The 25,073-nt window shown below is 61.3% G+C and carries 22 protein-coding genes; 19 read left to right on the forward strand and 3 right to left on the reverse strand.

Going from position 1 to position 25,073, the window contains the following annotated elements:
• From Q0K23_RS04380 to spoIVA, 9 genes are all read left to right on the forward strand, one after another.
• Nucleotides 1–1,041: a M42 family peptidase gene (locus tag Q0K23_RS04380; protein WP_294518278.1), complete on the forward strand. Its 1,041-nt coding sequence runs from the start codon at nucleotides 1–3 to the stop codon at nucleotides 1,039–1,041.
• On the forward strand, nucleotides 1,035–2,066 hold the full coding sequence (locus Q0K23_RS04385; RefSeq protein ID WP_294518280.1) for a M42 family metallopeptidase: 1,032 nt from the start codon (nucleotides 1,035–1,037) through the stop codon (nucleotides 2,064–2,066). Before Q0K23_RS04380 ends, Q0K23_RS04385 begins: the two co-directional genes overlap by 7 nt.
• Before the next feature lie 6 nt (nucleotides 2,067–2,072).
• Nucleotides 2,073–3,071, forward strand: coding sequence for a M42 family metallopeptidase (locus Q0K23_RS04390; protein ID WP_294518282.1), 999 nt, complete (start codon nucleotides 2,073–2,075; stop codon nucleotides 3,069–3,071).
• 52 nt (nucleotides 3,072–3,123) lie between these two features.
• A complete protein-coding gene (locus tag Q0K23_RS04395; RefSeq protein ID WP_294518284.1) occupies nucleotides 3,124–4,374 on the forward strand; it encodes a methionine gamma-lyase family protein in 1,251 nt (416 codons plus the stop codon).
• A 58-nt stretch (nucleotides 4,375–4,432) separates the two neighbouring features.
• Nucleotides 4,433–5,122, forward strand: coding sequence for a sporulation protein YunB (gene yunB / locus Q0K23_RS04400; protein ID WP_294518286.1), 690 nt, complete (start codon nucleotides 4,433–4,435; stop codon nucleotides 5,120–5,122).
• Nucleotides 5,123–5,199: 77 nt separating this feature from the next.
• On the forward strand, nucleotides 5,200–5,859 hold the full coding sequence (locus tag Q0K23_RS04405) for a VanZ family protein (RefSeq protein ID WP_294518288.1): 660 nt from the start codon (nucleotides 5,200–5,202) through the stop codon (nucleotides 5,857–5,859).
• Entirely contained in the window at nucleotides 5,813–7,807 is a 1,995-nt protein-coding gene (gene ligA / locus Q0K23_RS04410; RefSeq protein ID WP_294518290.1) for an NAD-dependent DNA ligase LigA, read from the forward strand. The genes Q0K23_RS04405 and ligA overlap by 47 nt, the downstream gene beginning before the upstream one ends.
• 526 nt (nucleotides 7,808–8,333) lie before the next feature.
• Nucleotides 8,334–9,851, forward strand: coding sequence for an SPOCS domain-containing protein (locus tag Q0K23_RS04415; protein WP_294518292.1), 1,518 nt, complete (start codon nucleotides 8,334–8,336; stop codon nucleotides 9,849–9,851).
• Nucleotides 9,852–10,049: 198 nt separating this feature from the next.
• A complete protein-coding gene (gene spoIVA / locus Q0K23_RS04420; RefSeq protein WP_294518294.1) occupies nucleotides 10,050–11,528 on the forward strand; it encodes a stage IV sporulation protein A in 1,479 nt (492 codons plus the stop codon).
• Between the two features lie 43 nt (nucleotides 11,529–11,571).
• On the opposite strand, the gene Q0K23_RS04425 is transcribed toward spoIVA, so the two are convergent.
• Nucleotides 11,572–12,201 carry a Crp/Fnr family transcriptional regulator gene (locus Q0K23_RS04425; protein WP_294518296.1) on the reverse strand — a complete coding sequence of 210 codons (630 nt, stop codon included), beginning with the start codon at nucleotides 12,199–12,201 and terminating at the stop codon, nucleotides 11,572–11,574.
• Between the two features lie 147 nt (nucleotides 12,202–12,348).
• Here Q0K23_RS04425 and leuC point away from each other — a divergent pair, with 147 nt between their 5' ends.
• The 8 genes from leuC (at nucleotide 12,349) to pfkA (ending at nucleotide 20,599) form a co-directional block, all read left to right on the forward strand.
• A complete protein-coding gene (leuC, locus tag Q0K23_RS04430) occupies nucleotides 12,349–13,617 on the forward strand; it encodes a 3-isopropylmalate dehydratase large subunit (RefSeq protein WP_294518298.1) in 1,269 nt (422 codons plus the stop codon).
• Between the two features lie 50 nt (nucleotides 13,618–13,667).
• The gene (locus Q0K23_RS04435; protein WP_294518300.1) at nucleotides 13,668–14,153 is read left to right on the forward strand and encodes a 3-isopropylmalate dehydratase small subunit; all 486 of its coding nucleotides are present in this window, start codon (nucleotides 13,668–13,670) and stop codon (nucleotides 14,151–14,153) included.
• Nucleotides 14,150–15,226: a 3-isopropylmalate dehydrogenase gene (gene leuB / locus Q0K23_RS04440; RefSeq protein ID WP_294518302.1), complete on the forward strand. Its 1,077-nt coding sequence runs from the start codon at nucleotides 14,150–14,152 to the stop codon at nucleotides 15,224–15,226. Before Q0K23_RS04435 ends, leuB begins: the two co-directional genes overlap by 4 nt.
• A gap of 78 nt (nucleotides 15,227–15,304) precedes the next feature.
• On the forward strand, nucleotides 15,305–15,802 hold the full coding sequence (locus Q0K23_RS04445) for a GNAT family N-acetyltransferase (protein ID WP_294518304.1): 498 nt from the start codon (nucleotides 15,305–15,307) through the stop codon (nucleotides 15,800–15,802).
• A 165-nt stretch (nucleotides 15,803–15,967) separates the two neighbouring features.
• On the forward strand, nucleotides 15,968–16,609 hold the full coding sequence (locus tag Q0K23_RS04450; RefSeq protein ID WP_294518306.1) for an ECF transporter S component: 642 nt from the start codon (nucleotides 15,968–15,970) through the stop codon (nucleotides 16,607–16,609).
• A gap of 213 nt (nucleotides 16,610–16,822) precedes the next feature.
• Complete coding sequence (locus tag Q0K23_RS04455) at nucleotides 16,823–17,965, forward strand: pyridoxal phosphate-dependent aminotransferase (RefSeq protein WP_294518355.1); 1,143 nt, start codon at nucleotides 16,823–16,825, stop codon at nucleotides 17,963–17,965.
• Between the two features lie 145 nt (nucleotides 17,966–18,110).
• On the forward strand, nucleotides 18,111–19,550 hold the full coding sequence (gene purB, locus Q0K23_RS04460) for an adenylosuccinate lyase (protein ID WP_294518308.1): 1,440 nt from the start codon (nucleotides 18,111–18,113) through the stop codon (nucleotides 19,548–19,550).
• A 50-nt stretch (nucleotides 19,551–19,600) separates the two neighbouring features.
• On the forward strand, nucleotides 19,601–20,599 hold the full coding sequence (gene pfkA, locus Q0K23_RS04465) for a 6-phosphofructokinase (protein WP_294518310.1): 999 nt from the start codon (nucleotides 19,601–19,603) through the stop codon (nucleotides 20,597–20,599).
• Between the two features lie 127 nt (nucleotides 20,600–20,726).
• On the opposite strand, the gene Q0K23_RS04470 is transcribed toward pfkA, so the two are convergent.
• Nucleotides 20,727–21,971, reverse strand: a complete 1,245-nt coding sequence (locus tag Q0K23_RS04470; RefSeq protein ID WP_294518312.1) for a 6-phosphofructokinase — start codon at nucleotides 21,969–21,971, stop codon at nucleotides 20,727–20,729.
• Nucleotides 21,972–22,122: 151 nt separating this feature from the next.
• Here Q0K23_RS04470 and fba point away from each other — a divergent pair, with 151 nt between their 5' ends.
• Together fba and Q0K23_RS04480 are read left to right on the forward strand one after the other, a co-directional pair.
• Nucleotides 22,123–23,091: a class II fructose-1,6-bisphosphate aldolase gene (gene fba, locus Q0K23_RS04475; RefSeq protein WP_294518314.1), complete on the forward strand. Its 969-nt coding sequence runs from the start codon at nucleotides 22,123–22,125 to the stop codon at nucleotides 23,089–23,091.
• Nucleotides 23,092–23,206: 115 nt separating this feature from the next.
• On the forward strand, nucleotides 23,207–23,713 hold the full coding sequence (locus Q0K23_RS04480) for an amidase domain-containing protein (RefSeq protein ID WP_294518316.1): 507 nt from the start codon (nucleotides 23,207–23,209) through the stop codon (nucleotides 23,711–23,713).
• A 51-nt stretch (nucleotides 23,714–23,764) separates the two neighbouring features.
• On the opposite strand, the gene Q0K23_RS04485 is transcribed toward Q0K23_RS04480, so the two are convergent.
• Nucleotides 23,765–24,802: a tyrosine-type recombinase/integrase gene (locus Q0K23_RS04485; RefSeq protein WP_294518318.1), complete on the reverse strand. Its 1,038-nt coding sequence runs from the start codon at nucleotides 24,800–24,802 to the stop codon at nucleotides 23,765–23,767.
• Nucleotides 24,803–25,073 lie beyond the last annotated feature (271 nt).

The following is a 25,073-nucleotide window of genomic DNA, read 5'->3' on the forward strand; positions in this document are numbered from 1 at the left end:
TTGGATATTCGAAACGCGCTGGAGCGGCTGTGCAGCCAATGTGCACCCTCCGGCTTTGAACGCCCCGCGGCTGAAGTGGCCGCGGAGCTTCTGCGTCCCTTTGTGGACGAGGTGTCCATTGACAGGATGGGCAATGTGATCGGCGTGCGCCGCTGTGGCCGCAAGGATGCGCCCCGGCTGCTGCTGGATGCCCATCTGGACGAGATCGGCCTGATTGTCACTGGTGTGGAAAATGGGTTCCTCCGTTTCCGCAGCATCGGAGGCGTCGATCCCCGGATGCTGCCCGACCGGGAGCTGACCATTCTCACCAATCCCCCCATTTTTGGCGTGGTGGCATGTATGCCCCCCCATGTGCTCAAGAAGGGGGACTCCGACAAGGCTCTCCCCCTGGATAAGCTCTTCATCGACATCGGCATGAGCCAGGATGAGGCGGAAAAGGCCGTGCCTGTAGGTACCCCCATTGTGTACCGGGGCAGCTGCTTCCCCCTGGGGGAGGAACAGATGTGCGGCAAGTCCATGGACGACCGGGCCTGCTTTGTAACCCTGCTCCGGGCGGCTGAGCTGCTGAAGGACAAGGAGCTGGATGTGGACCTCTACATCATGGGCAGCACCAGGGAGGAGGTCTCCGGCGCCGGCGCCAAGGCCGGAACTTTTGCCATTGACCCGGACTATTGCGTCGCGGTGGATGTGACCCACGGCCGGACGCCGGACGGCCCCAAGGACCGCTCCTGCGAGCTGTTCGGCGGCCCTGCCATTGGCATCGGTCCCAATATGACCAGCTGGATGACTCGCCGCATGAAGGCCAAGGCAGAGGAGAACCAGATCCCCTGGCAGCCTGAGGTGATGGCTGGACACACCGGCACCAACGGCTGGCACATGCAGATCAGCCGGGAGGGTGTGGCCACCTCTGTCATCTCTCTGCCGCTGAAGTATATGCATACCCCCATCGAGGTACTGGCCCTGGAGGACGTGGAGTCAGTGGCAAAGCTGCTGGCCGCCTTTACCGAGGGCCTGGGAGAGGAGGCGGAAGCCCTGTGCTGAAAGATACCATTCGTGAGCTGTGCCTGCTGGACGGCGTGTCCAGCTTTGAAGAAGACGTGCGGGCCTACATCAAGGCCGCGGCCGCCCCTTATGCCGACGAGATGCGGGTGGACCCCATGGGCACCCTGATCGTGTTCAAGAAGGGCAAAAAGTCCACCGGTTCCAAGCTGCTGCTGGCCGCCCATATGGATGAGGTGGGCCTTATCATCCGCAGCATTACCGATGATGGCTACCTGAAATTCGCCTGCGTGGGCGGGATCGACCGCCGGGTGCTCATTGGCAAGACTGTCCGGGTGGGGAAGCGCCGCATTCCCGGCGTCATCGGCCTGAAAGCCTACCATCTGGTCAGCGAAGAAGAGGAGAAGAAGGTCCCCAAGGTGGAGGACCTCTATCTGGATATCGGCGCCAGAAGCAAGGAAGATGCGGAGAAGCTGGTTGAGATCGGTGACTTTGCCGCCTTTGACAGCGACTGGACCGAGTTTGGCAGCGGCTTCGTGAAGGCCAAGGCCCTGGATGACCGGGCAGGCTGCGCCGTCATGCTGGAGCTGATGAAGGAGGAGCTGCCCATGGACTGCACCTTTGCCTTTACGGTGCAGGAAGAGGTGGGCTGCCGCGGCGCCTTCGGCGCGGCCTTCTCTGTTGATCCGGAGATCGCCCTGGTACTGGAGACCACCACTGCCGCCGACCTGGCCGGAACGCCCGCCCATAAGCAGGTCTGCATCCTCGGAAAGGGGCCGGTCATTCCCTTTATGGACGGCGGTTCTGTGGCTGACCGGGGGCTCTTTGAACTGATGCGGAATCTTGCTGAGGAAAATCAGATTCCCTGGCAGACCAAGAGCTATATCTCCGGCGGAAACGACGCCGCCGCCATCCAACGCAGCCGGGAAGGCGTGCGTACCATCGTGATGAGCGCCGCAGTCCGTTATCTTCACGCCCCCGCCAGCGTGGCCTGTCTGGGGGACTTTGACCATATCTTAAATCTGGCACGGCTTTTCATCGGGGCCATTGCCGGACAGGAGGAGTAAATCAAAATGGATATTCTAAAGACGCTCCAGGCGCTCAATGCCTGCCACGGCCCCGCCGGCGATGAGTCCGGCATCGCCGATGCCATTGAGGCGCTGGCCGCCCCTTACGCCGACAAGATCAAGCGGGACACCATGGGCAACCTGATTGTACGCAAGAAGGGCAAGGGCCCCAAGATCATGTTTGCCGCCCACATGGACTCCATTGGCTTTGTTGTCACCCACATCGACGAGCACGGCTTTCTCCGGTTCGGCAAGGTGGGCGGACTGCACGCCTTTGACCTGCTGAGCACCCCTGTCCGCTTCAAGAACGGCGTCCGGGGCGTGGTCTGCCTGGATAACGAGGTGGAGCCCAAGGACATGACCCTGGAGGACCTGTATCTGGACATCGGCGCCAAGGACGCCGAGGAGGCCAAGCGCATGGTCCGGGTGGGGGACACCGCCGTCTATGACACGGCTACCTTTGCCGCCGGAGACCGCATTATCTCCCCCTACATGGACAACCGCATCTCCTGTGTGGTGCTGCTGATGGCCCTGGAGCAGCTGAAGGACAGCGACAACGACCTGTACTTCGTCTTTACTGTTCAGGAGGAGCTGGGTCTCCGGGGTGCCCGCACTGCTGCCTTCGGCATTGACCCCGATTTCGGCGTGGCGGTGGATGTGACTCCTGCCGACGACGAGATGAATCCCAAGCACTCTGGCAGCAGTGTGACCGGCGGGGGAGCGGCCATCAAGGTAATGGACGGCTCGGTGATCTGCCACCCCCAGGTAGTCTCTGCAATGGAGAAGCTGGCGGAGGAGAAGGGGATCAACTTCCAGATGGACGTGATCCGGGCCGGCGGCACCGACGCGGGTGCCATCCATCAGACCCGTTCCGGCGTGCCCAGCGGGGGCATTTCCATTCCCTGCCGCTATGTACACTCGCCCGCCGAGATGGTGGACTGCCGGGACGTGGAGGCCTGCGCCGCACTCGTGGCCGCCTTTGCCGAGGCCGGCCACAAGGACTGATTTTTATCCCATATAGGCAAAAACTCAGACAGAATGGAATGTGTAAAAGATAATGCCTTTACAGTTAAGTGACAAGGTTCTCGCTCTGGCGGCCCAGGCCCAGGCTGATCTGCGGCCCCAGTTTGACCGCATTGACGCCATTGCCGAGGAGAACACCCGTAAGGTCCTCTCCGCATTTCAGAAGCACCGGGTGGCGGAGGGCTATTTTGCCGGTACCACCGGTTACGGATATGACGACCTGGGCCGGGACAAACTGGATGAGATCTACGCCGATATCTTTGGTACGGAGGACGCGCTGGTCCGGGTTCAGTTCGTCAACGGCACCCACGCCATCACCTGCGCCCTTTTTGGCGCGCTGAAGCCGGGGGATATCCTGGTTTCCGCTGTCGGAGCGCCCTATGACACCCTTCTGGGTGTCATAGGCGTGGTGCCCAAGGGGCATGGCTCCCTGATGGAGTACGGCGTGGGATACCGTCAAGTTGAATTACTTGACAATGCGCCTGACAAGGCAGGTCTGGCCGCTGCAGTGCGGGATCCCAAGGTAAAAGCCGTACTGATCCAGCGGTCCAAGGGCTATTCCACCCGCTCCTCGCTGTCGGTAGCCGAAATCAGTGAGCTGTGTGCAGTGGTGCGGGAGAACAATCCCGATGCCGCTATTCTGGTGGACAACTGCTACGGCGAGTTTGTCGAGACCATCGAGCCCACACAGGCCGGCGCCGACCTGGTGGTGGGCTCTCTCATCAAGAACCCGGGCGGCGGTCTGGCCCCTGCGGGGGGATATATCGCCGGGCGGCATGACCTGGTAGAGGGGGCCGCCATGCGCCTTACCGCCCCCGGTATCGGCCGGGAGTGCGGGGCCTCTCTGGGCAGCAACCGCAGTCTCTATCAAGGACTTTTCCTTGCTCCCCATACCACAGCCCAGGCGGTCAAGACGGCGGTGTTCGCCGCCCGCATGATGGAGCTGCTGGGTTACAAGACGGAGCCCGCCTCCGATGCCGTGCGGCACGACATCATTCAGATGATCCATTTTGGCAGTCCCGAGCCTCTCAAGCGGTTCTGCAAGGGCATCCAGTTCGGCGCTCCCGTGGACTCCTACGTGACCCCCGAGCCCTGGGATATGCCCGGCTACGACTGTCAGGTGATCATGGCCGCCGGCGCCTTCATCCAGGGCGCATCCATCGAGCTGTCCTGTGACGCCCCCATGCGGGAGCCCTACACGGCCTATCTCCAGGGCGGCCTGACCTATGAGAGCGGCAAAGCCGGTGTCATGCTGGCTGTGGAGGAACTGCTGCGGGAGAGCTGAATCTCCCGTTTTAAGACGAGCCCGGCCGCGCATAGACTCTCCATAGGGGGTGACCCGCATGGAGAGATGGCGGCGTTATTTCTGGCCACGCTGGCGGCTCCGGCAGCGCATCAGGCGGCGTGGGAGCGGCATCCAGCTTCTCCTGTCCGCCGCTCTCGGCCTGGGGCTGGCGCTGGTGCTCATCGGTTTTCTGGACAGCAAGGCGCGGCCTGTCATTGCCGCCATGGCGGAGAGCCGGGTAAAAAACATCGTCACGGGCATGATTGAGATGGAAATCGGCAAAACCCTGGCCCGGGAGGCGGTGGCTTATGACGATATCATCACCTTTCGGACCGACAGCAGCGGCCGAATCACCGCCTTTACCAGCGATTCCGCCGAGATGAACCGTCTGCGGACGGAGCTGCTCAGCGCAGTCGTCGCCCAGATCGATACGCTGGACACCGGGATGTTGGGCATCCCGCTGGGAAACCTGCTGCCCTTTTCCGCTCTGGCGGAGAAGGGACCGCTGCTTCCGGTACGGATTCGCTCGGTAGGTGGCGCGGAGGCCACGTTTGAGCACGTGTTCACGGCAGCGGGCATCAACCAGACCCACCACCAGATCATGCTGGACCTGACGGTCTCCCTGACTCTGCTGATTCCCGGCGGACCACTGGACACCCAGGTGAGCACGCAGGTCTGCGTGGCGGAGACCGTTCTGGTGGGCGAGGTGCCGGACACCTATCTGGCACTCTCCGGCCAGTCCGGATGAAATCGTAAGAAAAGCGCAAGAAACCGCTCTTTTTTCTGTGATAGAATGGCATTAAAACAGAAGAGAGAGGTGCCGGAATGAATACGCTGCTGTGGTACTGGGAGATCACCTGGGACTATATTTACGAGATGCTGCCCTGCATGGCGCTGGCCGCCGTGGGCTTTTTTCTGCTTCGGCCCACCCGGCGGCGCCGCCTTGAACGGCTGAATCTGGCCAGCGGCGTCTGGCGGGAGGGTGCGCTGCTGGTCTTTGTGCTCTTCTGCGCCGGACTGGCTGCTCTGACTGTGTTTCCGTCGGGGTTCTGGGGCGCGCTGATGCACGGCTATCCGCCAGCGGAGAGCTGGTTCGGCTGGCATGGCTACGGCATGTACCTTCAGGTCACCATCCTGACGGAGCTGTTGGAGGGCAGTGAATGGGTCCGCTATATGCTGTTGGGCAACGCGGTCATGTTCCTGCCTCTGGGATTTTTCCCGGCGCTGCTGTGGCGGCAGCCCCGGTGGTGGCGGTCCGTTCTGGCTGCCGGAGGCGCCTCGCTGTTCATTGAGATCATACAGATTTTTGTGGGCCGCAGCAGTGATATCAACGATTTGATCCTCAACACCCTGGGTGGTCTGGCTGGATATGGCCTTTACAGGCTGCTGGCCCGGCTGGTTCCCAAGTTTACCCGAAAATTCCAAGTGGAGGTCCCCGATGGACGAGATTCAGGAGATAGCACTGCTCCGGGCGGAGCTGAATAAGGCCAGCTACGAGTACTATGTGCTGGATAACCCCACCATGTCCGACTACGACTTTGACCACAAGCTCCGCCGCCTGGAGGAGCTGGAGCAGGCCCACCCCGACCAGATCACGGAGGATTCCCCCACCCGTCGGGTAGGGGGCCAGGTGGCCGAGGGCTTTGCCGAAGTGGTCCATGAGGTGCCGCTGGAGAGCCTTCAGGATGTCTTTGACCTGGAGGAGCTGGGAGATTTTGTCCGCCGGGTTCAGGAGAGTCTGGACGGCGGCGTGGAATTTGATGTGGAGCCCAAGGTGGACGGCCTCTCCGTGGCGCTGGAGTATCAGGACGGCCTCTTTGTCCGGGGTGCCACCCGGGGCGATGGCCGGGTTGGAGAGGATGTGACCGAGAACCTGAAGACCATTCGCTCGCTGCCTCTCCGGCTGCCGGAGCCCATTCCACGGCTCATTGTCCGTGGCGAGGTCTATATGTCCAAAAAAGTCTTTGAGCGGCTCAATGAAGAGCGGGAGATCCGGGGAGAGGCCCTCTTTGCCAATCCCCGGAACGCCGCGGCTGGCTCCCTGCGCCAGTTGGACCCCAAGGTGGCGGCGGCCCGCCGGCTGGACATCGTGGTGTTCAACATCCAGAAGGCAGAGGGAGTGGAGTTCCGCACCCACACCGAGACCCTGGACTATCTGGAGCGCCAGCAGTTCCGGGTGATTCCCCGCACCCCGTGCATCACCATGGAGGAGATCAGTGCCCGCATTGCCGCCATTGGCGATGGTCGCGAGGCGTTTCCATACGACATCGACGGCGCTGTTGTAAAGTTAAATAGCCTTGCAGACAGAAAAGTTCTGGGTTCCACCGCGAAGTTCCCCCGTTGGGCGGCTGCCTATAAGTATCCGCCCGAGCAGAAGGAGAGCGTGGTGGAGGACATTGTAGTCCAGGTTGGTCGGACCGGTGTCCTTACGCCCAAGGCGGTTGTAAAGCCTGTCCGCCTTGCAGGTACCACGGTGACCAACGCCACCCTGCACAACCAGGATTTCATCACAGAGAAGGACATCCGTATCGGGGACACCGTGCTGGTCCAGAAGGCGGGCGAGATCATCCCGGAGATCGTCTCGGTGGTGAAGGATAAGCGGCCCGAGGGGACCGTGCCATACCATCTGCCCGACCGCTGCCCGGTGTGCGGCGCGCCGGTAGCCAGAGACGAGGACGGGGCCCACGTCCGTTGCACCGGCGCGGAATGTCCCGCCCAGCTGCTGCGGCACCTGGCCCACTTCGCCTCCCGGGACGCCATGGACATCGACGGCCTGGGACCTGCGGTCATGGAGGCCCTCATCAACGCCGGTATGGTAAAGACACCTGCGGATCTCTACCATCTGGCACCGGAGGCTGTGGCCCAGCTGGACCGAATGGGGAAGAAGAGCGCGGAAAATCTGGCCGCCGCCATTGACCGCTCCAAGAACGCCGGATTGGCAAGGCTGCTCTTTGCCTTCGGTATCCGCCAGGTGGGGCAGAAGGCGGGCAAAATTCTGGCCGCCCATTTCTCCACCATGGATGCCCTGCTGGCCGCCACCGAGGAGGACTTTACCGCCGTCCCCGATGTGGGCGCCATCACCGCCAAAAGCCTCTGGGAGTGGCTCCACAGCCCCCAGAGCCAGCACCTTATTCAGGCGCTGCGGGAGGCCGGCGTGGTGATGGAGAATACCGACGCTCCCACCGGCGACGCGCTCTCGGGCAAGACCTTTGTGCTGACCGGCGCCCTGGAGCACTTCACCCGTGACGAGGCAGGCGCACAGATTGAGGCACTGGGCGGTAAGGTGTCCAGTTCAGTGTCCAAGAAGACCAGCTATGTGGTGGCAGGTGAGGCCGCCGGCTCCAAACTGAAAAAGGCCCAGGATCTGGGTATTCCGGTGCTGACAGAGGAGGAGTTCCTCGCCATGCTCCGGGAGCTGGGCGCCACAATTTGATTGACCCACAGAGAAAGACAGCGGCAGCGGCCGGCTCCCAGGAGCTGGCCGCTGCTTCTATCTTTCCTGCGTTTTTCTGTACCAGGCCGCTTTTCTGCACCGCTTCCACCCTGCGGACGTATACTGGATTGGGTGTGCTCCGGCAGACTGGAAAGTCTGAACGGCGCTGTCCGGACACACCGCAGGAAGGAGGCGCGCTGATGCGTCTGCCCAGCAAACGAGCCGTAAAGACTGCCGCAGCCTGCGCGCTGGGCGCGGCGCGGCGGTACTGCTCTTTCCCGGAAGCGTGCTGATGCTGGCTGCCGGAGCTGCCCTGGGCTTCTGGGGCTGCATCCGGCTGGAACAGCGAAACCATCGGTCACAGTGAGGAGGTATTTGGATGAAAATCGTTGTGGTACGATCCCCAAAGGCGTTTCGCGGTATTCTGAGGGCTATTTTTGGCCTGCGCTGACATATTGCCCACCCCTTGTACATAGAATTTCACAGCATGAAATGGGCGGAAGGCCCCTACAAGGAGTGGAATGCAATGGAGCTGACATTAAACCGCAACAGTCTGAGCTGCTATGATGCCGTGCTGGAGACCACGGTGTTCCATGAGGAGACCATGGAGATGATTGTCCCGGACGCCTGCCCCGATATCCTTCGCATTGTGGATACCGCCGGGATGGTGTGCGTCAAGGACAAGGGGACCCAGGAGGGACGGGCGGAGATCACGGGCACTGCCCGCTGTTCTGTGCTCTACCTGCCGGAAGGGGAGAGCGGACTGCGCCGCATCGAGGCCAATATTCCGTTTTTCTGCACCGCTGACGGCCCTGGCATCACGCCGGGCTGCTCTGTGGTGGCCGTCCCCAGAGTACAGGCGGCCGACACCCGAGTCATCAACCCCAGAAAAGTGGTGGTGCGGGTCAATCTGGCCATTGACCTGCGGGTGTATGCCAAAGGCGAGAACAGTCTGTGCTCCGGCGCTGAGTGGGAGGCCGGCATGGTGGTGGAGCAGCTGAAGGAGACCCAGGATACTTACACCGCAGTCTGTGTACAGGAGAAACCTTTTACATTCTCTGACGACCTGACCATCTCCGGCAGCCGCCCCGAGGCGGAGGAACTGCTCAAATACCGCCCTGATCTGGTGTGCAGTGAATCCAAGATCATCGGCAACAAACTGATTTTCAAGGGAGAGGTGGTGCTCCATCTCTGCTATCGGGCCGGAGATGGGGCGCTGTGTACCGTGGACTATGAGCTTCCCTTCTCCCAGATCATGGAGGTTTCGGGGGCAGGGGAGGAGGCGGACTGCGACCTGGAGGTCCTCCTGACGGACCTGACCTGCACCCTGAGCCCGGGGGATGGGCGGACCATCTCGGTGTCCATGGGACTGCTGGCCCAGGCCGTGGTGTGGGAGCGTCGGAGCGTGGAGCTGCTGACCGACCTGTACGGTGTCTCCTGCGAGCTGACGCCGGAGTTCCAGCCCTGCACCTTCCACAGCCTGCTGGAGCGGAGCGTCCGCCGGCAGACTGCCCGGGAAATCATGGAGACCGGGACCATGGCCAAGCTGGTATCCGATGCCAGGGTGAGCATCGGCCAGGTGACCCAGGTCAGGGAGGCAGACCGGCTCACCCTTACCGCCGAGGCCATGCTCACAGTGGTATATACCGCCGAGGACAACGAGGTCTACGCTGTGTCCAGGCAGGTGACGGTGCCCTGCCAGCTGGAGCTGCCTGAGGGCAGCACCTGTACCTGCTCCTGCCGGTGTGCGGGGGAGATCTACGCCACCCCCACCAGCGGCGGGATCGAGGTCCGGTTCGATCTGGACTTCGCCTATCTGGCCCAGAGCATCCGGCGGGTCTCCGCCGTGGCGGATGTACAGGTAGGGGAGGCAGAGCCCAGGGAGGACGCGCCGTCCATTGTCCTGCGGGTGGTGAGCCATGAGCGGCTGTGGGACATCGCCAAGGCCTACCGCACCACCATGGATGATATTCTCCAGGCCAACGAGCTGGAAAGCGGAACAGAGCTGGCTGGCCGGCTTCTGCTCATTCCCAGGCGGCGTTGACCACATTCAGGACAAAGTACGCCCTCTCCGCGCTGTCGGAGAGGGCGTTTTTCTGTGCTCAGCAGTGCCTTCCAGTGCCCGGAGACCCAAATGGAGGCCGGGATTTCCCTGTCATAAACCACGGCTTATCCCCATACCTATATAGGGAAAGCCAGGCTTGCTCGCCCATGCCTGAATCGTCCGCAAGGAGGAGTTGAAGTGGAACACCGTAAGATCTATGAGGATATCGCGCTGCGCACGGAGGGCGATATCTATATCGGCGTGGTGGGGCCGGTCAGGACGGGAAAATCCACCTTTATCAAACGCTTTATGGAGGCCCTGGTCATCCCAAACATCGAGAACGTCTACCGCCGGGAGCGGGCCAGGGATGAGCTGCCCCAGAGCGGCTCGGGCCGAACTATCATGACAGCCGAGCCCAAGTTCGTCCCCGAGGAGGCGGTGGAGATCGCCATGGAGGACGGGGCCGCCTTCTCCGTGCGGCTGATCGACTGCGTGGGATATATGGTGCCAGGTGCGGTGGGCTCTCTGGAGGACGCAGCGCCCCGCATGGTCACCACGCCCTGGTTCGACCATGAGATCCCCATGTCTGAGGCCGCCGAGATCGGCACCCGGAAGGTCATCGCCGAGCACTCCACCATCGGCATTGTGGTCACCACCGACGGCACCATCACCGACATTCCCCGGGAGGACTACTTAGAGGCGGAGGAGCGGGTCATCACCGAGCTGAAGGAGCTGGGAAAGCCCTTCCTGGTGGTGCTCAACTCGGCGGAGCCGGGCTCGGAGCGGGCCAGGGCCATCCAGGCCGACCTGGCTTCCCGGTACGATGTCACCTGCATCTGCGTCAACTGCCTGGAGCTGGACGAAAACGCGGTCACCAGCATCATCAAAGGCGTGCTCTACGAGTTCCCGGTGAAGGAGCTGGACCTGTTTCTGCCGTCCTGGGTGGATGCGCTGCCCTACGGGCACCCCATCAAGAGCGGACTGTACGCCGCCATCCGCTCGGCGGCAGAGGGGATGCGGCGAATACGGGACGTGGAGCGGGCAGTCTCCGCCATCGGCCAGTGTGACAACGTGTCCTCCGCCAAGGTCAACACCATCAGCCTGGGCACCGGTCTGGCCTCGGCCTCCCTGGAGCTGCCCAGAGGGCTCTTCTACGACACCATCTCCCAGCAGTCCGGCTTTACCATCCACGACGACGGCGACCTGATGGGCCTGCTCACCGAGCTGTCCGGGGTCAAACGGGAGTACGATAAGGTGGCGGACGCCCTGCGGGAGGTGAAGGAGACCGGGTACGGCATTGTGGTGCCCGGCACAGATGAACTCAAGCTGGAGGAGCCGGAGATCGTCCGGCAGGGGGGACGGTACGGTGTGCGCCTGAAGGCCAGCGCCCCCAGCATCCACATGATCCGGGCCGACATCGAGACCGAGGTCTCTCCCATTGTAGGCAATGAGAAGCAGTCGGAGGAGATGGTCAACTTCCTGCTCCAGGAGTTCGAGGGGGACACCAGCGCCATCTGGCAGTCCAACATTTTTGGAAAGTCATTCCACGAGTTGGTCAGCGAGGACCTGCACACCAAGCTGCTCCGCATGCCGGAGGATGCCCGGAGCAAGCTCCAGGAGACCCTGACCCGCATCATCAACGAAGGCTCCGGAGGGCTCATCTGCATCATCCTGTAATAAAAAAGCGCTGGACGGAAATCCGTCCAGCGCTTTTGCGCCGTTACCGGCCATCTGCCTCCGCCATGCGATGGAGGGTAGCCTTGTCTATGATCTTCAGGGTGCGGTAGCCAGTGGACACTGCGCCGGTTTTGGCCAGATCCCCCAGCACCCGGCTCACCGTCACCCGGCTGACACCAACCGCCTCGCCGATCTCCTCGTGGGTGCAGTGGATGGTGCCGTCCGCCTCCGGTGTCAGGCGGAGCAGGTAGCGGGCGATGCGCTGATCCGCCTGGAGCAGGGTGCCGTCTACATGGACGGAGAGCAGCCGGACCGTGCGGGCCAGATACTCCAGCATGGACACGGCCATATCCGGGTGGCGAGAGAACACATCTGAGAGGTGCTGCCGGTCCACTGACACCAGCTCGCACCTGGTCACCGCCACGGCGGAGGACACCCGGGGCTGCCGGTCAAAAAAGGCAGCCTCGCCGATCAGCTCTCCGCTGTGGTGGAGGGTCAGGGTCCGCTCACTGCCCGCCCCCGAGCTGAGGAAGCACTTCACCGTCCCCGAGAGGATGTAGTAGAACTGTTCCGCCTGGGTATCCTGGAGGTAGATCAGTCGCCCGGGCTCATAGATCTGGGGTGGTCTCCCCTCGGCAAGGGGACGCCAAATATCCCGTTTGTTCTCGCCCATACGCCATCGCCTCCCAGAGCCCTTTCGACCGGAATCGTCTGTCTCTGAGAATTGTATCACGTGTTACATTCTTTTTGCAAGGGTTCTGTCATACTAACTTCATAAAACATCGCAAAACTTCCACTACATATCAGGAGGGAATCTAGAATGGGAATGACCATGACCCAGAAGATCCTGGCCAAGCACGCCGGACTGGCATCCGTGGAGGCCGGACAGCTGATCGAGGCCAAATTGGACATGGTGCTGGGCAACGACATCACCACCCCTGTGGCCATTACGGAGTTCAACAAAGCGGGGCTGACCCGTATCTTTGATAAGGACAAGATCTCTATCGTGCTGGACCACTCCACCCCCTGCAAGGACATCAAGTCCGCCCAGCTGTGCGCCCAGGCCAGAGAGTTTGCCAAGCGCTTCGATATCACCAACTTCTACGACGTGGGCCAGATGGGCGTGGAACACGCTCTGCTCCCTGAAAAGGGCCTGGTGGCCCCCGGCGAGGTGGTCATCGGCGCCGACTCCCACACCTGCACCTACGGCGCGCTGGGCGCTTTCTCCACCGGCGTGGGCTCCACCGATATGGCCGCGGGCATGGCCACCGGTCTGGCCTGGTTCAAGGTGCCCTCCGCCATCAAGGTCACCCTGAAGGGCAAGTTCCAGCCCTATGTATCCGGCAAGGACGTGATGCTCCACCTCATCGGTGAGATCGGCGTGGACGGCGCCCTGTACAAGTCCCTGGAGTTCGGCGGCGAGGGCGTGAAGGAGCTGGCCATGGACGACCGCTTCACCATCTCCAACATGGCCATTGAGGCCGGCGGCAAGAACGGCATTTTCCCTGTGGACGACGTGACCAGAGCCTATCTCAACGGCCGCGTCACCAGGGAGTGGGAGGCCTTTGAGCCCGATCCCGACGCTGTGTATGAGCGCGAGGTGGTCATTGACCTGGACCAGCTGCGTCCCACTGTGGCTCTGCCCCATCTGCCCTCCAACACCCGCACCGTGGACCAGGTGGAGGGCATGCCCATCCAGCAGGTGGTCATCGGCTCCTGCACCAACGGCCGGCTGAAGGACATCAAGGAGGCGGCAGAAATCCTCAAGGGCCGCAAGGTGGCCAAGGGCGTACGCTGCATCGTGTTCCCCGCCACCCAGCAGATCATGCTGGACGCCATGAAGGCGGGCTACATTCAGGCTCTGGTAGAGGCCGGCTGCGCTGTGTCCACCCCCACCTGCGGTCCATGCCTGGGCGGCCACATGGGCGTTCTGTCCGACGGTGAGCGGGCCATCAGCACCACCAACCGGAACTTCGTGGGCCGGATGGGCCCTGTGAGCTCCGAGATCATCCTGTCCAGCCCCGCTGTTGCCGCCGCCTCCGCGGTCACCGGCTGCGTCACTGACCCGGCCAAGCTGGAAAAGCTCTGATTTTACCGCGGCAGACCTCTATTTCTCACTGAACAGAAAGGAACTTTGCCATGAAGGTTTATAAATACGGCGACAACGTGGACACCGACGTCATCATCCCCGCCCGCCACCTGAACAACCCCGACCCCAAGGCGCTTGCCTCCCACTGCATGGAGGATATCGACGCCAACTTCGCCTCCACCGTGGAGGAGGGGGATATCATCGTGGCCGGCGCCAACTTCGGCTGCGGCTCTTCCCGCGAGCACGCGCCCCTGTCCATCAAAGCCTGCGGCGTCAAGTGCGTCATCGCCAAGAGCTTTGCCCGCATCTTCTACCGCAACTCCATCAACATCGGCTTCCCCATCATGGAGTGTGCCGAGGCCGCCGAGGCCATCCAGCCCGGCGACAAGGTGACCGTGGACTTCCAGAGCGGCGTCATCACCGACGAGACCCAGGGCAAGACCTGGCAGGCCGCGCCCTTCCCTGAGTTCATCAACGGCATCATTCAGAGCGGCGGACTGCTCAACTCCCTGAAGGCGAGAGGTGTGGCGAAATGAATTACAAGATTGCCCTCATCCGGGGCGACGGCATCGGTCCCGAGGTGGTAAACGAGGCGGTACACGTGCTGGATGCCGTAGGGAAGAAGTTCGGCCACAGCTTCACCTATGTGGACGTGCTCATGGGTGGCTGCGCCACCGACGCGGTGGGGAAGAGCTACCCCGACGGCACCGCCGAGCTGTGCAAGACCTGTGATGCGGTGCTCCTGGGCGCCGTGGGCGGTCCCAAGTGGGGCTCCGACAAGCCCGCCGAGCAGCGGCCCGAGACCGCCCTGCTGGCCCTGCGGAAGGACCTGGGGCTGTACGCCAATCTGCGTCCCGCCGCCCTGCGCCCCGCCCTGGCGGACGCCTGCCCCCTGAAGAAGGAGACCGCCGAGAAGGGGATCGACCTGATGATGGTCCGGGAGCTGACCGGAGGCATCTACTTCGGCAAGCGGGGCCGCTATGAGACAGAGGACCGGGGCGTGGAGTGCACCGATCTGATGGCCTACTCCGAGATGGAGATCGAGCGCATCGGCCGCCGCGCCTTTGAGCTGGCCCGGCTCCGCCGGAAGAAGGTGGCCAGCGTGGACAAGGCCAACGTGCTGGAGACCTCCCGCCTGTGGCGGAGCGTGATGCACCGCCTGGCCCAGGAGTACCCCGACGTGGAGTACTCCGACGTGCTGGTGGACAACTGTGCCATGCAGCTGGTCCGTGACCCCAGCCAGTTCGACGTGGTGGCCACGGAGAACATGTTCGGCGACATCCTGTCCGACGAGGCGTCCATGATCACCGGGTCTATCGGCCTGCTGCCCTCCGCCTCCATCGGCGACAGCGCCCCCGGGCTCTACGAGCCCATCCACGGCTCCGCACCCGACATTGCGGGCCAGGACAAGGCCAACCCCATCGCCACCATTCTCTCCGCCGCCATGATGATGCGCTACTCCTTCCATCTGGCCGACGAGGCTGCCGCCATTGAGAACGCGGTGGACGCGGTGCTGGCGGAAGGCTGGCGCACGCCTGACATCGCCGAGCCGGGCACCCAGGCCGTGGGCACCAAAAAAATGGGCGAGCTGATCGCCGCCAAAATCTGAGCAAGTGAACTGACAGAAAGACCGGATACAGAAAACTGTATCCGGTCTTTTCTGGGCAGACAGGGAAGGAGAGATTCCATGGCAGAGGAATTGACGTTCCGGTTCGCCGAGGAGGCGGACGCGGGGACCATTCTGTCGTTTATCAAAGGGCTGGCGGAGTATGAAAAGATGTCCGACCAGGTGGTGGCCACAGAGGAGCTGCTCCGGGAATGGATCTTCCAGAAGGGAAAGGCGGAGGTCCTTTTTGCCGTCAAGGACGGCGGGGAGATCGGCTTCGCCCTGTTCTTCCATAACTTCTCCACCTTTCTGGGCCGGGCGGGACTCTATCTGGAGGACCTGTTCATTCTCCCGAAGTATCGGGGCAGGGGATACGGCCGCCGTTTTCTGAGCGAACTGGCCCGTATCGCAGTGGAACGGGGCTGCGGGAGACTGGAGTGGTACTGTCTGGACTGGAACCAGCCCAGCATCGCGTTTTACCGCTCTCTGGGGGCGGTGCCCCTGGATGAGTGGACCACCTATCGTCTTACAGGGGATACCCTGAAGAACCTGGCCAGGCAGAGCATGCCGGAGGAGTGAGGGCGTCTTGCGCTTGCCAAATAAATCTGGTAAACTCTGAGTGGGAAGACCGGAATCCCCGTCGGTGGATACCGGCCCCGCAGCGCTGCGGCGGAACACACTGCCGCAGCAAATAGATTGCCCTGCATCCCCTGACGTGGGGAGCGGGAGCAGGAGGTTTTTGATATGTCAAGTGGAAAGAAAACCAACACCAGCCGCAGTGTGCGGTACCTTGTCCAGCTGGCCGTCCTGGTGGCCATCCTGCTGCTATTGGAATTTACCGGAATCGGGATGATCAAGACCCCGTTTCTGGAATTTACCATTATGCAGGTGCCCGTCATCATTGGTGCAATTGTGCTGGGCCCGGCAGCGGGCGCCACGCTGGGCGGCGTGTTCGGGCTGCTGTCCTTCTGGGAGTGCTTCGGCAAGAGCGCCTTCGGCGTTACTCTGATGGGCATCAGTCCGGTGGGCACCTTCCTGACCTGCGTGCCCACCCGGATCCTGATGGGCCTGTTCTGCGGCCTCATCTTCAAGGGCCTGAGCAGGGTGGACAGGACCCGGCCCCAGCTGATCGCCTTCGGCGGCTCCAGCCTGGCCGGTTCACTGCTGAATACCGCGTTGTTTACCGGCGTGCTCACTGCTGCTTTCTATAACACCGACTACATTCAGGGCATTGCCCAGGGGTTTGCCGACAGCACCGGCCTGGAGATGAATCCCTTCCTGTTTGTGGCCCTGTTTGTAGGTGTCCAGGGGGTACTGGAGGCGCTGATCTCCACTGTCGCAGGTACCGCCATCTCCCGTGCTCTGTACCGTACGCTGAACCACTGAGCGCAAAAGGTCCGCGCCCTGTATCCCAGGGTGCGGGCCTTTTTGGCAAATTACCGTTTTGCGTGGGAAAAGCGATGAACGGATTGATGCAATTCTGGTCTTGCAATATTGCATATCGCCGCCTATAATAACTCTAGTTAAGCCTGAATTGGGAGGAGATCCACTGTGAAAGAACTGTCCCGTATTGCAAGCGCCGTCCAGGCGTCTACCACCATGGCGATCGACAGCATGTTCAAGCAGATGAAGGCGGACGGCATTGACGTCATCGGCTTTGCCGCCGGTGAGCCGGACTTCAACACCCCGGATGAGATCAAGGCCGCAGGCATCGCCGCCATTGAGAACAACAACACTCGGTACACCCCCGCCCGCGGCACTGTGGAGCTGCGTCAGGCCGTGTGCGACCGGATGAAGGCGGACTGCGGTGTGGAATACACCCCCAGCCAGGTGGTGGTGGCCAGCGGCGCCAAGCACGCCGTCTATATCGCGCTGAGAGCGGTCATCAACCCCGGCGATGAGGTCATCCTCCCCGGGCCCTACTGGGTCAGCTATCTGGAGCTGATCAAGATCATGGGCGGCGTCCCCGTGGTGGTCACCGCCACGGAGGAGGAGAACTTCAAGCTCTCCGCAGACAAGCTGGCCGCCGCCATCACCCCCAAGACCAAGGCGCTCATCCTCAACAACCCCTCCAACCCCACCGGCATGCTGTACGGCAGGGAGGAGCTGCAGGCCATTGCTGACCTGTGCGTCAAGCACGACCTCTATGTGATCGACGATGAGATCTACTACAGCCTGGTCTATGACAACCGGAAGTTCGTCAGTCTGGCCTCTCTGGGCGATGAGATCAAGGAGCGCACCATTCTGGTCAACGGCGTCTCCAAGTCTTACGCCATGACCGGCTGGCGTATCGGCTACGCCTGCGCCAGCGAGCCTGTGGCCACCGTAATGGCCAACTACATCAGCCACTCCACCGGCTCTCCCTGCGCCATCTCTCAGAAGGCCGCCCTGGCCGCGCTGAACGGCCCTCAGGAGAAGGTGGAGACCATGCGTCAGGCCTTTGAGGCCCGCCGCAACGCCATGGTGGAGGGCATCAACGCCATTCCCGGCGTGAGCTGCATTACCCCCGAGGGCGCCTTCTACGTGATGATGAACCTGAAGGACATCCTGGGCAAGACCCTCCACGGCGTCAAGGTGGAGACTGCCGATGATTTTGCCGCGCTCTTCCTGAAGGAGGGCCTGGTGGCGGTGGTGCCTGGCACCGGGTTCGGCGCGCCCGGCTTTGTCCGCTGGTCCTATGCCGCCTCTATGGAGAGCATCCAGGAGGGCCTGCGCCGTCTGCGCAAGTTCCTGACGGAATAAACATATTTCTGCTGCGGGGAGAGGCCCTGCTCCACACCGGATTTCCTCGGTTCGCCGGCGGAGCGGGACTTGTCCCCGCTGCTTTTTTGTGGTATCCTAAAGGTACTTTGAGTCTGTCCCAAAAACCAAGAAAAAGAGGTCGCATATGAGTAACAAAGCTGTTTACGAGAGCCCGCTCTCTTCCCGCTATGCCAGCGATGAGATGCAGTATATCTTCTCGCCGGACAAGAAATTCTCCACCTGGCGCCGCCTGTGGGTGGCCCTGGCCAGAGCCGAGATGGAGCTGGGCCTGCCTGTGACCCAGGACCAGATCGACGAGATGGAGGCCCATCTCACGGATATCGACTACGACTCCGCCGCCCGGTGGGAGAGCAAGCTCCGCCACGACGTGATGGCTCATATCCACGCCTGGGGCGAGCAGTGCCCCAAGGCCATGCCCATCATCCACCTGGGCGCCACCAGCTGCTACGTGGGCGACAACACCGACGTGATCCTGATGCGGGAGGCTCTGGAGCTGGTGCGGGACAAGCTGGTGCGGGTGCTGCATGCTCTCGCCCTGTTTGCCGACAAGTATAAGGCCCTGCCCACCCTGGGCTTCACCCACTTCCAGCCCGCCCAGCTGGTGACGGTAGGGAAGCGGGCCACCCTGTGGATGAACGAGCTGCTGATGGATCTGGAGGAGGTGGAGCACCGGATTGGCAGTCTGAAGCTGCTGGGCTCCAAGGGCACCACCGGCACCCAGGCCAGCTTCCTGGAGCTCTTTGAGGGCGACCACGAGAAGGTCAAGGAGCTGGAGCGCAAGATTGCCCGGGAAATGGGCTTTGAGGCGGTGACGCCCGTCTCCGGCCAGACCTATTCCAGAAAGATGGACTATATGGTGCTCTCCACTCTGTCCGGCATTGCCCAGTCCGCCAGCAAGTTTGCCACCGACATGCGCCTGCTCTGCCACCTGAAAGAGGTGGAGGAGCCCTTTGAGAAGAACCAGATCGGCTCTTCCGCCATGCCCTACAAGCGCAACCCCATGCGCTGTGAGCGCATCTGCTCTCTGGCCCGCTATGTGATGGCCGACACCCTCAATCCCTCCATTACCGCCGCCACCCAGTGGTTTGAGCGCACCCTGGACGACTCCGCCAACAAGCGGCTCTCGGTGCCCGAGGCCTTCCTGGCGGTGGACGCCATCCTGAATATCTATGTCAACGTGGCCTCCGGCCTGGTGGTCCATGAGAAGGTGATCGAGCGCCATGTAATGGAGGAGCTGCCCTTCATGGCCAGCGAGAACATCATGATGGACGCGGTGAAGCGGGGCGGCAACCGTCAGGATCTCCACGAGCGCATCCGCGTGCTCTCCCAGGAGGCCGGACGGAATGTGAAGGACCGGGGCCTGCCCAACAACCTGATCGACCTCATTTCCGAGGACCCCATGTTCGGCATGAGCAAGGAGGAGCTGACCGTCCATCTGGAGCCCGCCCGTTATATCGGCCGCTGCCCCCAGCAGGTGGACGAGTTCCTGGCAGAGTACGTGCAGCCTGTGTTTGAGCGCTATGCTTCCGCGCTGGAAGGCAAGGATACGGAACTGAAGGTATAAAACCGGGGAAACAGATTCCCCACACTTACAAGTAACAGGAGGTCTTTCCTATGAAAAGTGCAGTGAAACGCATCGGTGTCCTCACCAGCGGCGGCGACGCCCCGGGCATGAACGCCGCAATCCGCTCTGTTGTCCGCGCCTCGATGCACATGGGAATCGAGTGCCTGGGTATCCGCCGGGGCTTCAACGGCCTCATTACCGGAGACATCACCTCTATGGACTTTGTCCAGACCAGCGGTCTGATCGGCCGGGGCGGCACGGTGCTCTACACCGCCCGCAGCGAGGAGTTCAAGACGGATGAGGGCCGCAAGAAGGCCGCCAACACCTGCAAGCTCTTCGGCCTGGAGGGCATCGTGGGCATCGGCGGCGACGGCACTTACCGGGGCCTGCTGGAGTTCTCCAACCAGGAGGGCGTGGCCGTTGTCGGCGTTCCCGGCACCATTGACAACGACATCGCCTGCACAGAGTACACTATCGGCTACGATACCGCCTGCAATACCGCGCTGGAGGCCATTGACCGCCTGAAGGACACCATGCAGTCCCATGAGCGCTGCTCCGTGGTAGAGGTCATGGGCCGCCATGCCGGTCACCTGGCGCTCTACGTAGGCGTGGCCTGCGGCGCCACCGCCGTGCTGATCCCTGAGAAGGAGATCGACTTTGAGCGTGACGTGGTGGAGCCCATCCGTGCCGCCCGTCTGGCCGGCCGTACTCACTTCATGGTGATCGTGGCCGAGGGCGTGGGAAGCTCCTATGATGTGGCCGCAAAGATCAAGGAATACACCGGCCTGGACCCCCGCGTGACTGTTCTTGGCCATGTCCAGCGCGGCGGCTCGCCCTCTGCCCGCGACCGGATGGAGGCAACTTACATGGGCTACAACGCAGTGGAACTGCTGGCCCAGGGCAAGACCAACCGGGTGGTTGCCATGCAGAAGGGCACCTATGTGGACTACGACATCAACGAGGCGTTGGCCATGAAGAAGGGTATTGACGAGCGTGTTTACACCGTCCTGCGTGCCCTGATCGGCGCTGAGGATAAGCACAATATCTGATATACATAAAAAATCCGGGAGGCCGCATGCCTCCCGGATTTTTTATGCAGAGAAAAAGATATCTAAAAAGCGCGCCCCGCCGCAGCAATGCGGCGGGGCGCGCTTTTGCACTGAATGAAATCAGCGATTACATCTCGGTGGTGAGAACCTTCTTCAGCTTGGCGAAGCGGGGGAGGGAGTTCTCCTGGGGCACCTTCAGCTCGCCCTGAATGAGGGGCAGAACATAGTCGATGAAGGGCTGCTCAATGCCGTTGCCCTCGGCGTTGATCCACTCACGGGGCACCTTCTTCTCGAAGTTGGCGCAGATGTCCAGGGGCTCCAGGACGGTCTCGCAGGTGTAGTTGTTGCCGTCGCGGGTGCACTTGAAGGCAACCATCTTGTCGGTCTCACCGGCAACAGCAGCCTCAACAGCAGCCTTACCGGCCATATAGGCCTCCTCGATGTCGCGGGCGGAAGCGCCGTGAGAAGCGCAGCGCTGGAGCAGAGAGAGCTCGATGCCACGGACCTTGGCGCCGGTCTTCTCCTTGATGATCTGGGCCAGCATGGCAGCCAGACCGCCCAGCTGAGCGTGACCGAAACCGTCGGTAGCGGAGGTCTTGGCCTCGGAGACGAAGCTGCCGTCAGCATAGTGGATGCCCTCGGACACGGCCACCATGCACTTGCCGGTCTTGTTGTAGATGGCGGTCACGTCAGCGATGAACTTGTCCATGTCAAAGTCCACCTCGGGGAGGTAGATGAGGTCGGGACCATAGCCAGCCCAAGTAGCCAGGGCGGCGGAGCCGGCCAGCCAGCCGGCGTGACGGCCCATGATCTCCACCACGGTCACCATGCCGGTGTCGTACACGTGGGCATCGCGGTGGACCTCCATGCAGGAGGTGGCGATGAACTTGGCGGCAGAGGCGAAGCCGGGGCAGTGGTCAGTGCCGTTGAGGTCGTTGTCGATGGTCTTGGGCACGCCCATCACGCGGCACTCATAGCCCACCTTCTGCATGTACTTGGAGATCTTGTTGCAGGTGTCCATGGAGTCGTTGCCGCCGTTATAGAAGAAATAGCGGACGTCATACTTCTTGAAGATCTCAAGAATGCGCTTGTAGTCGGTGTCGTCCACATCGGGATCGGCCAGCTTGTAGCGGCAGGAACCCAGAGCGGAGGAGGGGGTGTACCGCATGAGCTTCAGCTCCTCGCGGTCCTCCTGAGCCATGTCGTACAGCTTGTCGTCCAGAACGCCCTTGATGCCGTGAGCGGCACCCAGCACCCGAGTGATGGAGCCGGAATCCAGGGCGGTCTCAATTACGCCCAGAGCGCTGGAGTTGATAACCGCGGTGGGGCCACCAGACTGGCCAATGATGCAAGCGCCTTTCAGTTCGCTCATAACTTTTCTCTTCCTTTCATAATAACGGGATTTTTTTCGCTAAGGATTTGGTTAATTTTTAATTCCGCGGAAATATTCTAGCATATACTCTTGCAATTATCAATCAGAACTGATAGAATCATGGTGCAAAATTTGAAAGGAGATGTTTCCTATGGCTTTGGTCACATCTACGGAAATGTTTAAGAAGGCTTATGCCGGCGGTTACGCCATCGGCGCCTTCAACGTCAACAACATGGAGATCGTCCAGGGCATCACCGAGGCTGCCCAGGAGCTGAAGGCTCCCGTCATCCTCCAGGTGTCCAAGGGCGCCCGCGCCTATGCCAACCACACCTACCTGGTGAAGCTGGTGGAGGCCGCTGTCATCGAGTGCCCCGACATTCCCATCGTGCTCCACCTGGACCACGGCGACAGCTTCGAGACCTGCAAGAGCTGCATCGACGGCGGCTTTACCTCCGTCATGATCGACGCCAGCTCCAAGCCCTTCGCTGAGAACATCGAGATCACCCGCAAGGTCGTCGAGTACGCCCACGACCACGGCGTGGTGGTCGAGGCTGAGCTGGGCGCTCTGGCCGGCGTGGAGGACGAGGTCAACGTCTCTGCCGAGGATTCTCACTACACTCACCCCGACGAGGTGGAGGAGTTCGTGACCAAGACCGGCTGCGACTCCCTGGCCATCGCCATCGGCACCAGCCACGGCGCTTACAAGTTCACTGCCGCTCAGTGCACCCGCAATGAGAAGGGCGAGCTTGTTCCCCCTCCGCTGCGCTTTGACATCCTGGACGAGGTCGTCCGCCGTCTGCCCGGCTTCCCCATCGTGCTCCACGGCTCTTCTTCCGTGCCCCAGGAGTACGTGAAGATGGTCAACCAGTACGGCGGCAAGATGCCCGACGCTGTGGGCATCCCCGAGGAGCAGCTGCGTCAGGCTGCCCGCGGCGCTGTCTGCAAGATCAACATCGACTCCGACCTGCGTCTGGCCATGACCGGTACCATCCGCAAGTTCTTTGCTGAGCACCCCGACAAGTTCGATCCCCGCGAGTACCTCAAGCCCGCCCGCGCCAACATCAAGGAGCTGGTCAAGCACAAGATCGTCAACGTGCTGGGCTGCGACGGCAAGGCCTAATCCGGGCTCTGCCATATTTCCATACACAAAAAACAGGAGAGGGATTTCCCTCTCCTGTTTTTTGTGCCTCCCGGCCCGTCCACCGGCATAGAATGGCAGGAAAGGGGAGTAGCACATGCTGATTCGGATACCATATGACCGCCGTGCTGCGGTGGCCTATGCCCATAAGTGGGCCTTCGGGCGCAATCCCGCCTATTACGACTACGAGGAGATTGGGGGCGACTGCACCAATTTTGCCTCACAATGTCTCTTCGCCGGGACCGGCGTCATGAATTATGAGCCAGTTTACGGCTGGTATTATATCAACGCCAACCAGAAGTCGCCGTCCTGGACAGGGGTAGAGTACTTCTTTGATTTTCTGACCAGAGCAGGAAAGAGCCCCGGACCTTTGGGGGAACTGACAACGCTGGATGGACTGATGCCGGGTGACATGGTCCAGCTCCGCTTCGGAAAGGATGTTTTCAGCCACACCCCCGTGGTGGTGGACGTAGGCGATCCGGTCACTATGGAGAATGTTCTGGTGGCCGCCCACTCCTATGATGCGGACCGGCGGCCGCTGAGTACTTACTTCTTCCAGGAAATTCGGTTCATTCATATTCTGGGCGCGTATCAGGACATCTGATAAAAGAGGCTGGCAGTCAAAAGACTGCCAGCCTCAGCCCGCGTTTTTATCTCATCCCTTGTTTTCACTGTCCGACGGGGGAGAGGGAGGACTCTTTTTTCGCCTGACCCGCCCCAAGGGGTTGGCCTTTGCAGCGGTGCGCAGGTCGTCACTGTCCACGTGGGTGTAGATCTGAGTCGTATTCAGATGGTCGTGTCCCAGTACCTCCTGCAAGGTCCGCACGTCAACGCCGTTTTGCAGCATCAGCGTGGCGGCTGTGTGGCGGAGCTTGTGGGCAGAATACATACTGGCGTCCAGTCCGGCGGCGGTCAGCCGCTTTTTTATCATGTAGTGCACCGCATCCGTTGTCATACGGGTGTGCCGCCTGGTGATAAAAAGGGCGTTCTTGTCAATGATGCCCTGTGTGCCCCGGACAGCCAGCCAGTCGTCAATGGCCTGGCGACAGGCCTCGTTGAGGAACAGGATCCGCTCTTTGTTGCCTTTGCCTAACACCCTGAGCTGATCGTTTCGGATATCTGTCAGATTCAGGCCTACCAGCTCGGAGATCCGAAGGCCACAATTGAGAAAAAGTGCCAAAATACAGTAATCCCGCTCCTTGTTTTCTCCATCAACGGATTCCAGAAGCTGGATGCTCTCGTCCAGACTAAGATAATGAGGCAGCGCCTTTTTCAGCCTGGGCGAATCCAGGTCCTGCATGGGATTTTCATCCATCAGCTTGGCCTTGCTGGTGATGTACTTGTAGAAGGAACGGATGGCAGCGATTTTCCGGGCCCGGGCAGCCGGCGTGAGCCCGTAGCCGGTATCCGGGCTGTTGGCGTGCTTGGCCCGGTCACGGCTCAGGTAGTTCATGTAGGAATAGACGTCGCTGAGCTTGACGGAGCGGACCAAGTCCAGATCCAGATCATCAATGGAGATCTGGTCCAAATCTGTGCTGCGCGGCACACAGCCGCGTTCAACCTTGATGTAGCGGAAAAAATTCCGCAGGTCCAGGAAATACTCATCCACGGTTTTGCGGGAGTGTCCCTGGATGGTCTCGTGGTATGACAGAAAATCACGAATAATTGCAGGTGCTTCAGTACGATAATCCATAAATAATCTCGGAAACGCCGGCAAGCCGCTTGGCCGGCCAGGAGCGGTCCAAAACGCCGAAATCCCGTCCTCAGCGGAGAGACCCCTCCCCTCAACTCAACAAAATTTTTATTTTGTTGAGTTGACTGTGTGCCCGAAAACCTCCTCCCGACTGCCAGCCCCAGCAAATAAAACAGCTCTGGCTGGACAGACTAAACTCTGTGTTGTATGCCTGCGGCAATCCGCAGATATTTTTGTGTGAGGTGTCTGCTGATGAGTCTGATCAACTGTA

Origin of the sequence: uncultured Pseudoflavonifractor sp., from assembly GCF_944387275.1 — a bacterium.
In the GTDB taxonomy this organism is placed as follows: Bacteria; Bacillota; Clostridia; order Oscillospirales; family Oscillospiraceae; genus Pseudoflavonifractor; species Pseudoflavonifractor intestinihominis.

What these genes read in the sequence shown, in the direction of transcription:
- fba (WP_294518314.1), top strand. Translation starts at nt 22,123, where the DNA reads ATGGCTTTGGTCACATCTACGGAAATGTTTAAGAAGGCTTATGCCGGC.
- Q0K23_RS04455 (WP_294518355.1), top strand. Translation starts at nt 16,823, where the DNA reads ATGGCGATCGACAGCATGTTCAAGCAGATGAAGGCGGACGGCATTGAC.
- Q0K23_RS04390 (WP_294518282.1), top strand. Translation starts at nt 2,073, where the DNA reads ATGGATATTCTAAAGACGCTCCAGGCGCTCAATGCCTGCCACGGCCCC.
- Q0K23_RS04445 (WP_294518304.1), top strand. Translation starts at nt 15,305, where the DNA reads ATGGCAGAGGAATTGACGTTCCGGTTCGCCGAGGAGGCGGACGCGGGG.
- Q0K23_RS04480 (WP_294518316.1), top strand. Translation starts at nt 23,207, where the DNA reads ATGCTGATTCGGATACCATATGACCGCCGTGCTGCGGTGGCCTATGCC.
- pfkA (WP_294518310.1), top strand. Translation starts at nt 19,601, where the DNA reads ATGAAAAGTGCAGTGAAACGCATCGGTGTCCTCACCAGCGGCGGCGAC.
- Q0K23_RS04405 (WP_294518288.1), top strand. Translation starts at nt 5,200, where the DNA reads ATGAATACGCTGCTGTGGTACTGGGAGATCACCTGGGACTATATTTAC.
- Q0K23_RS04485 (WP_294518318.1), bottom strand. Translation starts at nt 24,802, where the DNA reads ATGGATTATCGTACTGAAGCACCTGCAATTATTCGTGATTTTCTGTCA.
- Q0K23_RS04415 (WP_294518292.1), top strand. Translation starts at nt 8,334, where the DNA reads ATGGAGCTGACATTAAACCGCAACAGTCTGAGCTGCTATGATGCCGTG.
- leuC (WP_294518298.1), top strand. Translation starts at nt 12,349, where the DNA reads ATGGGAATGACCATGACCCAGAAGATCCTGGCCAAGCACGCCGGACTG.
- Q0K23_RS04425 (WP_294518296.1), bottom strand. Translation starts at nt 12,201, where the DNA reads ATGGGCGAGAACAAACGGGATATTTGGCGTCCCCTTGCCGAGGGGAGA.
- yunB (WP_294518286.1), top strand. Translation starts at nt 4,433, where the DNA reads ATGGAGAGATGGCGGCGTTATTTCTGGCCACGCTGGCGGCTCCGGCAG.
- purB (WP_294518308.1), top strand. Translation starts at nt 18,111, where the DNA reads ATGAGTAACAAAGCTGTTTACGAGAGCCCGCTCTCTTCCCGCTATGCC.
- leuB (WP_294518302.1), top strand. Translation starts at nt 14,150, where the DNA reads ATGAATTACAAGATTGCCCTCATCCGGGGCGACGGCATCGGTCCCGAG.
- Q0K23_RS04395 (WP_294518284.1), top strand. Translation starts at nt 3,124, where the DNA reads ATGCCTTTACAGTTAAGTGACAAGGTTCTCGCTCTGGCGGCCCAGGCC.
- ligA (WP_294518290.1), top strand. Translation starts at nt 5,813, where the DNA reads ATGGACGAGATTCAGGAGATAGCACTGCTCCGGGCGGAGCTGAATAAG.
- Q0K23_RS04435 (WP_294518300.1), top strand. Translation starts at nt 13,668, where the DNA reads ATGAAGGTTTATAAATACGGCGACAACGTGGACACCGACGTCATCATC.
- Q0K23_RS04470 (WP_294518312.1), bottom strand. Translation starts at nt 21,971, where the DNA reads ATGAGCGAACTGAAAGGCGCTTGCATCATTGGCCAGTCTGGTGGCCCC.
- Q0K23_RS04450 (WP_294518306.1), top strand. Translation starts at nt 15,968, where the DNA reads ATGTCAAGTGGAAAGAAAACCAACACCAGCCGCAGTGTGCGGTACCTT.